At 33.3% G+C, this 11919-nt stretch carries 10 protein-coding genes; 5 read left to right on the top strand and 5 right to left on the bottom strand.

The window, feature by feature from the left end:
- Positions 1-47: 47 nt before the first annotated feature.
- Positions 48-806, bottom strand: a complete 759-nt coding sequence (locus tag EU98_RS02960) for a C40 family peptidase (RefSeq protein WP_032516047.1) — start codon at positions 804-806, stop codon at positions 48-50.
- A 3-nt stretch (positions 807-809) separates the two neighbouring features.
- On the opposite strand from EU98_RS02960, the gene EU98_RS02965 reads away from it, so the two are divergent.
- Entirely contained in the window at positions 810-1712 is a 903-nt protein-coding gene (locus EU98_RS02965) for a serine hydrolase (RefSeq protein WP_032516046.1), read from the top strand.
- 2 nt (positions 1713-1714) lie between these two features.
- Here the strand turns inward: EU98_RS02965 and EU98_RS02970 are convergent, their stop codons facing one another.
- Together EU98_RS02970 and EU98_RS02975 are read right to left on the bottom strand one after the other, a co-directional pair.
- Complete coding sequence (locus EU98_RS02970) at positions 1715-1927, bottom strand: hypothetical protein (protein WP_032516045.1); 213 nt, start codon at positions 1925-1927, stop codon at positions 1715-1717.
- A gap of 1 nt (position 1928) precedes the next feature.
- Positions 1929-2552, bottom strand: coding sequence for a recombinase family protein (locus tag EU98_RS02975; RefSeq protein ID WP_241466399.1), 624 nt, complete (start codon positions 2550-2552; stop codon positions 1929-1931).
- A 343-nt stretch (positions 2553-2895) separates the two neighbouring features.
- On the opposite strand from EU98_RS02975, the gene lipA reads away from it, so the two are divergent.
- A complete protein-coding gene (gene lipA, locus EU98_RS02980) occupies positions 2896-3789 on the top strand; it encodes a lipoyl synthase (protein ID WP_072165459.1) in 894 nt (297 codons plus the stop codon).
- Positions 3790-3795: 6 nt separating this feature from the next.
- On the opposite strand, the gene EU98_RS02985 is transcribed toward lipA, so the two are convergent.
- Both EU98_RS02985 and gltB read right to left on the bottom strand, forming a co-directional pair.
- Positions 3796-4089, bottom strand: coding sequence for a YciI family protein (locus EU98_RS02985; RefSeq protein ID WP_032516043.1), 294 nt, complete (start codon positions 4087-4089; stop codon positions 3796-3798).
- Positions 4090-8661, bottom strand: coding sequence for a glutamate synthase large subunit (gene gltB, locus EU98_RS02990; protein ID WP_032516042.1), 4572 nt, complete (start codon positions 8659-8661; stop codon positions 4090-4092). It lies immediately after the preceding gene.
- A 196-nt stretch (positions 8662-8857) separates the two neighbouring features.
- On the opposite strand from gltB, the gene rpsL reads away from it, so the two are divergent.
- The 3 genes from rpsL (at position 8858) to fusA (ending at position 11900) form a co-directional block, all read left to right on the top strand.
- Complete coding sequence (gene rpsL / locus EU98_RS02995; RefSeq protein ID WP_002805703.1) at positions 8858-9232, top strand: 30S ribosomal protein S12; 375 nt, start codon at positions 8858-8860, stop codon at positions 9230-9232.
- A gap of 25 nt (positions 9233-9257) precedes the next feature.
- The gene (rpsG, locus tag EU98_RS03000; RefSeq protein ID WP_032516041.1) at positions 9258-9728 is read left to right on the top strand and encodes a 30S ribosomal protein S7; all 471 of its coding nucleotides are present in this window, start codon (positions 9258-9260) and stop codon (positions 9726-9728) included.
- A 96-nt stretch (positions 9729-9824) separates the two neighbouring features.
- On the top strand, positions 9825-11900 hold the full coding sequence (gene fusA / locus EU98_RS03005) for an elongation factor G (RefSeq protein ID WP_032516040.1): 2076 nt from the start codon (positions 9825-9827) through the stop codon (positions 11898-11900).
- Positions 11901-11919: the final 19 nt, after the last annotated feature.

The raw sequence follows: 11919 nt of genomic DNA, 5'->3' as shown, positions 1-11919 counted from the left end.
AGGTAATATTTTAATTTAATTTAAAATTTTTAGGTGAGCTCTATTAATTAACGTATGGTGCGGTCCCATCTATAATTTCTAACTACTCTTCCTGCAGAAATAAGTTTAGATTTATAGTGCAATGAGATTTTATCATTAGACTTTTTTAGGGTATCTAATCCTATTCCATTTCTGCCAAAATCCATTCCAGAGCTATGGTAATAGAATCCCTCTCCTTTGTAGATTCCAATATGATCACATTTTTCTTCACTTCCAAAAAATAAAAGATCGCCTGGTCGGAGAGCCGCATACGATTCTTTGTAATAAAAAAGGTGCTTACAAAAACTTTTTATTTGAAAAGAGTCTCGAGGTATATAAATTTGATGCTTTAAAAAAGCAGTCTGAATTAATCCAGAACAATCAAAATTGGGTCCTAATGTACCTCCCCAAAGATATTCATTATTTAGCTCAGATTGATCCTTGATCCATTTTAGAATTGAGTGAACTTTATCTTGTATAAAGAAGTGTTCATTTTCTAAACTGTTATTTTTTTTGAATTCGTATTTCTCAATAATTAATCCATCTAAATTTATCCAACAGACGTAACCATCTTCATATAGTTGAACTAATATTCTTGAAAATTTATGGTTGTTTTGATAAATATTTGGAGAAAGAAGCCTAAAAATTCTATTTTTAAATATTTCAGTAACTAATTTATCTTCTGTTTCACTTTGATATCCCGAAATATTAACTTTTAATTTCCACCAAATAGTTTTTGAAAAATTAGTTTGTTTAAATGGTGAGATAGGATTTTTATTACTTTCCATACAATGTCCTTTTACTATTTAAGTGAAGAGATGGGTCTAGCCTTAAATGATATTTTAGAGAGCGTATGCTCTTATAATAAAGATTTTTCAAGTGAAGATATTGCCATAACTTGGATTAATTATAAAAGTGGGAATAAAAGTGTATTTAAAGGTTTTGGTACTGGCATAAATAATAAAAAAATGGTGTACCCTGCCAGCATAGTCAAGTTGGTTTATGGTCTTGCTACATATTATTGGATTAAAAAAGGAAGTTTATTATTATCGGATGAAATTATTGATGCTGTAAGGAAAATGTTATCTTTCTCAAGTAATAATGCAACAAGCTTCTTAATTGATTTACTTACTGGAACAACAAGTGGACCTTGTATTGAGGGCGAATCATGGGAAAATTGGAAATATCAAAGAAGTATAATAAACGATTGGCTATATGATTTACATTGGGAGGAATTGAGTGGTTTAAATTGCTGTCAGAAGACCTGGGATGATGGACCATTTGGTCGTGAAAAAGAATTTTATGGACATAATAATAAAAATAGAAACGCTATGAATTCTGATTCGGCTGCAAGGGTTTTGGAGGAAATTATGATTCATATTGATTATCAAAAAAATGATTTAAATTTACGAAGTTTTTTAAAAAGAAATTTAGATAAAGTTGTTTTGAAAAACGATTCTCTTAATCAAATAGATGGTTTTTTGGGTGCAGGCTTACCAGAAAGCATTAATCTTTGGAGTAAAGCAGGCTTGATGTCAGAAGTTAGACATGATTCTGCATGGTGGACTAATGGTCAATCTCTACACACTTTATTAGTTGTTTTTTGTGATGGTGAGCAATATTCTAAAGATTCTTCTTTTTTACCATTAATATCAAAAGAAATATATGAATTTAATAAAAAATATACTATTTAGGACTAAATTGAATCTTCTAAGAAATTAGAGTCTAATTTATCAGTATAGGCTTCATAAGGTAACATCATTACCCCTTCAGAATCTAAATCATTCATAATCCATTCTCTATATTCTGCTAACAAACTTTTTCTATCTTCATTATCTAATTCATAAATACGTAATGCTGTATCTTTCAAATTTTCTTTAATTAAATTTTCAATTTCTTTCTTACTCATTTTATGTTAATTCTCCTTCCAAAATAACTCTTCTTATTGTTGATAATGCAATTCCGGTTTGTGATCTGATTGATCGATATGAATATCCTTCATTACGTAATCTGATTACTAAAGATTCTTTTAAAGGACTTATTTTGGGCCTTCCTCCCAGATTATTTCCAGATAATTTTCTGCGTAACAGTTGTTCTTTTTTTCTTTCACCTAAACTTTTGTCTTCTAAATTATCTAATTCATGTAAAATCTTAAAAATTGAAGAATTTAATTTAGTTGATTCATTAGTCGCAGAAAAACCAGTCAAAGTTCGCAATTTAATATCTTTATTAATAAGTTTATTTATTGTCCTCAAACATTCTTTTTTATTTTTAAACGCTCGATCAAGCTGAGTTATTATTAGTTGATCGCCTTTAGACAAGCAATTTATAGCTTTATTGAGTTGGGGTTTAATTTCTTCATCTAAACTTATCAATTCAGAGAAAACTAAACTGCAACCCTCTTCCTTTAAAAATTTTATTTGTTCTTCTAAATACTCATATTCATTATTAGTAGCTCTAGCATAACCTATTGCTTTAGAGTTTTTATTTTTTTCAGATAGTAAAATACGCTTTCTTTTAAATCTAAAAGTCAATGTTTTATTACATATATTTTTTACTGTATCAATAAATATATAAAAAAACACTTTTTAGTACAAAAAATCTTATTAAAAATATGCAAATTTTTTGAATAAAAGGTGAAAATTTGTTCTGATATCCATATTAAAAATAACGTTCTAAATACTGTTTTATATATAGTTGATAGAACAAAAATATTTTATAAGTAGTAACTTGAATTAGGATTTTTTAAATTATCGATGGACTAGTTAAATTCATTTATTTTTTGACCTCTATTGGGTAGTCTTCATTTTTGAAATTATTAATAGTTAATTTAAAATGTTTTTAGTAAAATAAGATTACAGGCTAGAAAAAATTAATTTGACTAATAATTCCAATAGTTTAATTTCAAAACCTGATTGGTTAAGGGTAAAAGCTCCGCAAGTTGAGAGAATTGGGAATACAGCAAATTTGTTAAGTGATTTAAATCTCAATACTGTATGTCAAGAGGCAAGTTGTCCAAATATTGGCGAATGTTTTGCAAGTGGTACTGCAACTTTCCTTATAATGGGTCCTGGTTGTACCAGGGCATGTCCATATTGCGATATTGATTTTGATAGATCTAAAAGAGAATTAGATCCAACAGAACCATATCGTTTAGCCGAAGCTGTTTATAGAATGCAACTTAAACATGTTGTAATCACATCAGTTAATAGAGACGATCTTGAGGATGGTGGCGCATCTCAATTTTTTGAATGTGTTTATCAAGTTAGAAAAAAATCGCCTGAAACTACTATTGAGCTTTTAATACCTGATCTTTGTGGTAACTGGAAAGCTCTTAAAAAAATTCTTGATTCTAATCCAAACGTTTTAAACCATAATATTGAGACTGTGTCTTCGCTATATAAAAAAGTAAGACCTCAAGGCAAATATGAAAGAACTCTTGAGTTGCTTAAAAGAACCAGAGACTATTCTCCCAAAATTTATACAAAGTCAGGCTTCATGCTTGGTTTAGGGGAAAAAGACGAGGAGGTCTTAAGTCTGCTTAAGGATTTAAAAAGTAATTTCGTTGATATTGTTACTATTGGCCAATATTTATCTCCTGGCCCTAGTCATTTACCTGTTAAAAGATTTGTAAGTCCTTCAAAATTTAACTACTTTAAAGCGTTCGGAGAAAAAGATTTAAACTTCATGCAAGTAGTTAGTTCTCCTTTAACTCGAAGTAGCTACCATGCTGAAGAGATTCAAAAACTTATGATAAAGTATCCAAGATAGTTATATTCATGTATTTGGATCTACCCACTCATTTAATTTCCATTCAACTAGATCATTTTTAATCATTGGATCATTCTTAATTATTTTAAGTGCGTTTCTATAATTATTCATTTCAAGAATAAGTAATCCGCCGTCACCTGGCCTATTTAACTCATCTACCAAAAAGCCACTTTTTATATTAATTCCCTCTTTTTTTAATTTTTTTACCCAATCAATATGTTTGTTAATTATTTTTCGTTTTAAATCATTATTAATTAAGTATTCTTTTTTTATAATTTCAGTTTTTACAAAAAAAGGCATTTAAATTTTTTTTATACCAAGCATCTCTTCTTCGCTTGGGGGTACAATCAATTTGAAAGTACTCTTAAAATGAGACCAATTTTCAATTATTTTGGCAGCCTTTAAGCTATTTGTTTTTGCTTGATATTCTCTAATAATTTCCAATAAGATATTTTCCTGCTTTGATGAAGTTATTTGATGAATGCTTACTATTTCTTTATTTACTTTATTACTTAAATCATTATTTTCATCGATTATAAAAGCTATTCCACCAGTCATGCCCGCACCAATATTCCTTCCTGTGGAACCTAGAATAACAACTTTCCCACCAGTCATGTATTCACAACAATGATCACCTGCTCCTTCTGTTACCGCTGTAGCACCACTATTTCTAACCGCAAATCTTTCTCCCGATTTTCCTAATGCAAATAATTTCCCACCTGTTGCTCCATAAAGACAAGTATTTCCTAGGATGACTTGTTCGGAGGAGATTTCATTTATTTTTGGGGGAATTATTGTGAGTATTCCTCCATTCATTCCTTTACAAACATAATCATTAGCTTCTCCGATTAATTGAACATTCATTCCCTTCAATAAAAAGGCCCCAAAGCTTTGTCCTGCATATCCTTTGAAATTTAAGTTGAGTTCGCCATTGAAGCCAGTGTTGCCATGAAGTTCTGCGATTTCGCCGGATATTTTCGCACAAACACTTCTATCTGTATTTTTTATCTCAATTTCTTTGGTTAATATTTCATGATTTTTAATTGAATCTATAAATTTAGTATCAGACAAAAACTCGTTTTCTAATACAGAACCATTACTATGAGCATTTTTGGAATGTTTTAACCATGATCTATCAGGGGTTGAGTGTTCATTGACTAAAGAAGAAAGATCAATATTAGAAGTTTTTGGAAGATCGATATTTCTTTCAGAAAGAAATTCTTGATTACCAATCAGTTTTTCCATATTAGAAACACCGATACTACTCATTATCTGTCTTACTTCTTCAGCAATATACAAGAAAAAATTGACGACATTTTCTGGAATACCTTTAAATCTTTTTCTTAATTCTTCTTTTTGAGTGGCAACTCCAACAGGACACTTGTTTGTATGACAAACCCGAGCCATTATGCATCCTTCAGCAATCATCGCTACAGAACCAAAACCGTATTCTTCAGCACCTAGTAAAGCTGCAATAACTACGTCCCAGCCTGTTTTAAGACCTCCATCAGTTCTCAAAATTACTCTTTCTCGTAAGTTATTCTCTAAGAGAGATTTATGAACCTCAGCAACACCTAGTTCCCATGGTAAACCTGCATGTTTAATAGAACTTAGGGGTGAAGCACCTGTGCCTCCGTCATGGCCTGATATTTGAATTACATCTGCATTAGCTTTGCTTACTCCAGCAGCAATAGTGCCTATACCAATTTCAGAAACAAGCTTAACGCTTACTTTCGCTTTTGGATGAACTTGGTGTAAGTCGTGTATAAGTTGAGCTAAATCTTCAATTGAATAAATATCATGATGCGGGGGAGGAGATATTAAAGCTACTCCAGGTTTACTATTTCTTAGTTTTGCGATGTAAGAATCAACTTTTGGACCAGGTAATTGTCCACCCTCTCCAGGTTTTGCACCTTGAGCCATTTTAATTTCGAGTTGTTTACCACTTCTTAGATATTCAGGTGTAACTCCAAATCTTCCTGATGCTATTTGTTTAATAGCTGAGCATGCGGTGTCTCCATTCTCTAAGCCTTTAATAAATGGCAACGTCGCTGACTGAGTATTTTCATCGATATCATTTAAAACATTAAAACGAGCTGGATCTTCTCCCCCTTCTCCACTATTACTTTTTCCGCCAATTCTATTCATTGCAACTGCTAAAACTTCATGCGCTTCTCTGGATAAAGCACCTAAACTCATTCCTCCAGTACAGAACCTTTTGCAAATTGATTCAACACTTTCAACTTCCTCTAATGGAATACTTTTTCTTGTTGAATTAATTGTTAGTAAATCTCTAAGAGATGTTGTGGGTCTATTACTAATAAGTTTTTTGTAAGTTTCAAAATGATCGTATCCTGGCCCTTGTTTTACAGCTGAATGTAAAACTTTTGACATTTCTGGGTTATTGGAATGATATTCTCCATTATTTCTAAATTGTACAAATCCTAAAAATTCTAATTTCTTTAAATCGATCTCTGGGTAGGCTTTCGTATGTATTGAAAGTGTTTCATTAGTTAATTCTTTTAATGTTATGCCAGCAATACGACTTGTTGTACCATCAAAAGCAATTTTTATTAAGTCAGATCCAAGGCCTACAGCTTCAAAAATTTGTGCACCATGGTAACTAGATAAAAGTGAGATGCCTATTTTTGAGAGAATTTTTCTTAGACCGTCTTCTAGAGCTTTTTTAATATTTTCTTGAACATCAACTATTGATAATGGAGTTATTTTTTTGCTATCAATGAGATTTTGTGTTTTTGGATGTTTTAACCAGTGTCTACTTGCTTCGAAGCTCAACCAAGGGCAAACTGCACTTGCTCCATATCCAATTAAACAAGCTAAGTGATGTGTGCTCCAACATTGACCGGTCTCAATTATTAGAGAAGCTTTTAGCCTGATTTCTTTTTTAAGAAGATAATGATGAATTGCTCCAACAGCAAGTAAAGGAGGTATAAAAGTCTTTTTAGGATTAATTCCCTTATCAGAAATGATAATTAATGAGCAACCTTCATTTATAGAAAGCTCACTCTGTTTACAGATTGCTTTTAATTGGTTCTCTAAGCCTTGAATACCTTCCTCTAAATCAAACAAACTTGAAATTGTCTGAGATTTAATTTTTGATTTTTTGATGGAAATGAGTTCTTCCTCATTAAGAATCGGACTTTGCAAATGAACAAAGGGTTTAGCATCTTTAATTTCAAATGGTGTACATCTTTCTCCTAGATGCATCTCTAAACTCATTACAAGTTTTTCTCTCAGAGGGTCAATAGGAGGATTAGTAACTTGCGCAAATCTTTGCTTGAAGTAGTCGTATAAAATATGTGGCTTAGATGAAAGAACTGCTAGTGGGATGTCGTCTCCCATGCAATAAGTAGGCTCTTTAGCTAATGAAGCCATTGAATCTAAGATAAGGTCATTATCTTCCGATGAAAAACCGTATGCAGTTTGTTGTTGCAACAATTCAAGGTCATTTAGTTTGCAGTCTTTAACCCATTCATTATTTTCAATTTTTATAGTTCTATTACTGAGAAGATTTTTATAATCATGCCTTTGAGCGGCTTCAGATTTTACTTCCCAATTTCTTAGGATTCTATTTTGATGAAAATCAACTGCCAACATTTGTCCCGGTCCTAATCGACCTTTTTCTATTACTCGTTCTTCTTCGAGATCTACTACTCCTGTTTCAGAACCCATTATTACAAAACCATCATTTGTGATTGAATATCTTGCTGGCCTTAGGCCATTTCTATCAAGAGTTGCTCCGACAAAATTTCCATCAGCAAATACAAGGAGTGCTGGACCATCCCAAGCTTCTTGTAGGCTTGCAGAATATTCATAAAAAGCTTTTATATGTTCTCTCTGCTCAAGTTCTGGTTGATCTCTAAATGCTTCAGGAACAAGTTTTAATAATGAGTCAGTAATGGGCTGACCTGAACGAATATTGATTTCTAGGGTTGCATCAAGATTTGATGAATCACTTTTGTTTACATCTACAATGGGCTTGATTTCATTAGATAACTCTCCCCAATAATCATCTATATGTGTTTCTGAAGCTTTAGCCCAGTTGATATTACCTAAGAGAGTATTTATTTCGCCATTATGACCCAAAAATCTCATGGGTTGAGCTAGTGGCCATTTTGGAAGTGTATTAGTACTAAATCTACGATGATAAACAGAAAATGAAACTTTAAAACTCTCTTCTTTTAGATCTTGATAAAACTCGGATAATATTTCAGAGCGAACCATACCTTTATAAACAACTGTTTGAGAACTTAGTGAGGCAAAATAAAATTCACAATCCCCAACATCGTTTTTAAAAGTTTCTCTTATTTTTTTCTCAATTCTTTTCCTTAATTGGAATAAAAGCTTTTCAACATCCTGATGATCTTTTTTATCTATAAATAAAATCCACTGGCAGATGAATGGAGCATTTGCTTTAGCTAAAGGACCTAAGATTTCATTATTAACAGGTACTTTTCTCCATGATGTTTTGCTGACTTTTAATTTTTCTGCTTCTTGATCACATATTGATTTACATACTTCAACTTTTTCTTTTTTATTAGGCATAAAAACCATGCCTAAACCTCTATTAAATTCTCGATTATTTTTTAGATTAATTTTCTTTTCTAGATATCCCCATGGAATTGAACATAAAATGCCCGCTCCATCTCCTGAGTCACTATCTCCTCCACAACCTCCTCTATGCTCCATGCAGTTAAGACCCTTTAGTGATTGCTTAAGGATCCAATTGCTTTCTACCCCTTTTATATTTGCTATGAAACCAACTCCACACGCATCTTTCTCCCCAATTATTCCGTTTGGGGAATAACTATCTTGATATGGGCCAACGATTCTTTTGATACTCTCTCCCATAGATTATTTAATTCTATTTAGTTATTTATGTATTTCTATTATAAAAATAAATATGAAAATAAATCTAAAGATAATGAATATTTACCAAAGAATTTTAATTTGACAATTTTTGAAAAAATATTAATTAAAAACTTTTAGTTGGTGCTCGCAAAAGGTTATGATAGTTAAATATTTATTTTTATCTAAGTTTTAATAGATGCCCACCATCTCGCAATTAGTAGGTTCAGAAAGAAAACGTCTGACAAAGAAAACAAAATCTCCTGCATTAAAAGCTTGCCCTGAGAGAAGAGGGGTATGTACAAGAGTATATACATCAACACCAAAGAAGCCTAATTCAGCTTTGAGAAAAGTTGCTCGGGTTAGATTGACTTCTGGTTTCGAGGTAACGGCTTATATTCCTGGAATTGGACATAATCTGCAAGAACACTCTGTCGTACTACTTAGGGGTGGAAGAGTCAAAGATTTGCCAGGAGTTAGATATCATATAATAAGAGGAACTTTAGATACGGCTGGAGTCAAAGATAGACGTCAATCCAGATCTAAGTATGGAGCAAAAGCTCCAAAAGATTAATTTGTAAACATCACTTTTTTTAAACATGTCACGTCGTAATGCAGCAGTAAAAAGACAAGTTCTTCCTGATCCTCAATTTAATAGTCGTCTTGCTTCAATGATGATTTCTAGATTGATGAAACATGGTAAAAAATCTACAGCTCAAAGAATATTGTCTGATGCGTTTTCTTTAATAAGCGAGAGAACAGGTGGTAATCCAGTGGAATTATTTGAAACAGCCGTAAAAAATGCTACTCCTCTTGTCGAGGTACGAGCTAGAAGAGTTGGTGGAGCAACATATCAAGTACCTATGGAAGTTCGCCAAGAGAGGGGTACAGCTATGGCATTAAGATGGCTTGTTACATTTTCACGTGCAAGAAATGGTAAAAGCATGTCCCAAAAACTTGCTGGCGAGTTGATGGATGCAGCAAATGAATCTGGTAGTGCCGTTAAAAAAAGAGAAGATACCCATAAAATGGCAGAAGCTAATAAAGCTTTTGCACATTACAGATATTAATTTCATCAAAAGGTACTTAAGTAGTTTATTATTATTAAAGTTTGCTTTTAGGGTGAACTATACTTATCAAAAATTATTTTATTTGGAGCTTTAAAATTGGCACGCGACTTTCCCCTGGAACGAGTAAGGAATATAGGTATAGCCGCTCATATTGATGCAGGGAAGACAACAACAACTGAAAGAATTTTGTTTTATTCAGGTGTAGTTCATAAGATAGGAGAGGTTCATGATGGTGCTGCCGTAACAGATTGGATGGCTCAAGAAAGAGAAAGAGGAATAACTATTACTGCTGCTGCAATATCTACTAGTTGGCAAGATCATAGGATTAATATTATTGATACTCCTGGACACGTTGACTTTACCATTGAAGTTGAAAGATCAATGCGTGTTTTGGATGGAGTTATAGCCGTATTTTGCGCAGTTGGTGGAGTTCAGCCTCAATCCGAAACGGTTTGGCGTCAAGCAGATAGATACTCCGTTCCAAGAATGGTCTTTGTCAATAAAATGGACAGAACTGGTGCGGATTTTTTAAAGGTTAATAAACAAATTAAAGATCGACTAAAAGCAAATGCACTTCCAATCCAGTTACCAATTGGTTCTGAAGGTGATTTAACAGGCATTATTGATTTAGTAGCCAACAAAGCATATCTCTACAAAAATGATTTAGGGACGGATATTGAAGAAGCACCAATTCCATCTGACATGGAGGAAGAAGCGGCCGAGTGGAGATCCAAGTTAATGGAAAGTGTTGCAGAAAATGATGAAGAGTTAATAGAAATATTTCTCGATACAGGAGAATTATCTGAAGAACAACTTAAAAAGGGGATTAGGGAAGGGGTTTTAAAACATGGATTAGTCCCAGTATTATGCGGTTCAGCTTTTAAGAATAAAGGTGTCCAACTTGTATTAGACGCTGTAGTTGATTACTTGCCAGCCCCAGTTGATGTGAAACCAATACAAGGTGTTTTGCCAAGTGGCAAAGAAGATGTGAGACCTTCAGATGATAATGCACCTTTCAGTGCATTAGCATTTAAAGTGATGTCAGATCCCTATGGGAAGTTAACTTTTGTAAGAATGTATTCAGGTGTTCTTTCAAAAGGAAGTTATGTAATGAATTCTACTAAGGATGCTAAAGAGAGAATTTCTAGACTAGTGATTCTTAAGGCTGACGAAAGAGAAGAGGTTGATGAATTGAGAGCTGGGGATTTAGGAGCTGTACTAGGTCTTAAGAACACAACAACTGGTGACACTTTGTGTAACACAGAAGATCCAATAGTTTTGGAGACATTGTTTATCCCTGAACCAGTTATTTCAGTAGCTGTTGAGCCAAAAACTAAAGGCGATATGGAAAAATTATCAAAAGCTTTAACTGCTTTGTCTGAAGAGGATCCCACCTTTAGGGTAAGTACAGATCCTGAGACAAATCAAACTGTTATTGCAGGTATGGGTGAGTTGCACTTGGAAATCCTTGTTGACAGAATGTTAAGGGAATTTAAAGTTGAAGCAAATATAGGAGCTCCTCAGGTTTCATATAGAGAAACTATTAGATCTAGTTCTAAAGGTGAAGGTAAATATGCAAGACAGACCGGAGGTAAAGGTCAGTATGGTCATGTAATTATTGAAATGGAACCTGCTGAAGTTGGTAAAGGTTTTGAATTTGTAAACAAAATTGTTGGTGGAGCTGTACCAAAAGAGTATATTGGACCTGCATCTAATGGAATGAAAGAGACCTGTGAATCTGGTGTTCTTGCCGGTTATCCACTCATTGATGTAAAAGTAACACTAGTCGATGGTTCATTCCACGATGTAGACTCATCTGAAATGGCCTTCAAAATTGCAGGTTCCATGGCTTTTAAAGATGGGGTTAAAAAATGCAATCCTGTCCTTTTAGAGCCTATGATGAAAGTTGAGGTCGAAAGTCCTGACGACTTTCTTGGATCTGTAATTGGTGATCTCTCCTCAAGGAGAGGTCAAGTAGAGGGACAATCTGTTGATGATGGATTGTCTAAGGTACAGGCCAAAGTGCCATTAGCCGAAATGTTCGGTTATGCCACTCAACTCCGATCAATGACTCAAGGTCGGGGTATATTTTCAATGGAGTTCGCAAATTATGAGGAAGTACCTCGTAATGTTGCGGAAGCTATCATTTCCAAGAATCAGGGCAATTCCTGATCTCTAAACTAAAACACTC

The organism is Prochlorococcus marinus str. MIT 9314, from assembly GCF_000760035.1.
Taxonomy (GTDB): domain Bacteria; phylum Cyanobacteriota; class Cyanobacteriia; order PCC-6307; family Cyanobiaceae; genus Prochlorococcus_A; species Prochlorococcus_A marinus_B.
Note: the sequence above shows the minus strand (reverse complement) of the source record. Positions and strands in the feature narration are given on the sequence as shown.

What these genes read in the sequence shown, in the direction of transcription:
- gltB (WP_032516042.1), bottom strand. Translation starts at nt 8,661, where the DNA reads ATGGGAGAGAGTATCAAAAGAATCGTTGGCCCATATCAAGATAGTTAT.
- EU98_RS02985 (WP_032516043.1), bottom strand. Translation starts at nt 4,089, where the DNA reads ATGCCTTTTTTTGTAAAAACTGAAATTATAAAAAAAGAATACTTAATT.
- rpsL (WP_002805703.1), top strand. Translation starts at nt 8,858, where the DNA reads ATGCCCACCATCTCGCAATTAGTAGGTTCAGAAAGAAAACGTCTGACA.
- rpsG (WP_032516041.1), top strand. Translation starts at nt 9,258, where the DNA reads ATGTCACGTCGTAATGCAGCAGTAAAAAGACAAGTTCTTCCTGATCCT.
- EU98_RS02965 (WP_032516046.1), top strand. Translation starts at nt 810, where the DNA reads ATGTCCTTTTACTATTTAAGTGAAGAGATGGGTCTAGCCTTAAATGAT.
- EU98_RS02960 (WP_032516047.1), bottom strand. Translation starts at nt 806, where the DNA reads ATGGAAAGTAATAAAAATCCTATCTCACCATTTAAACAAACTAATTTT.
- EU98_RS02970 (WP_032516045.1), bottom strand. Translation starts at nt 1,927, where the DNA reads ATGAGTAAGAAAGAAATTGAAAATTTAATTAAAGAAAATTTGAAAGAT.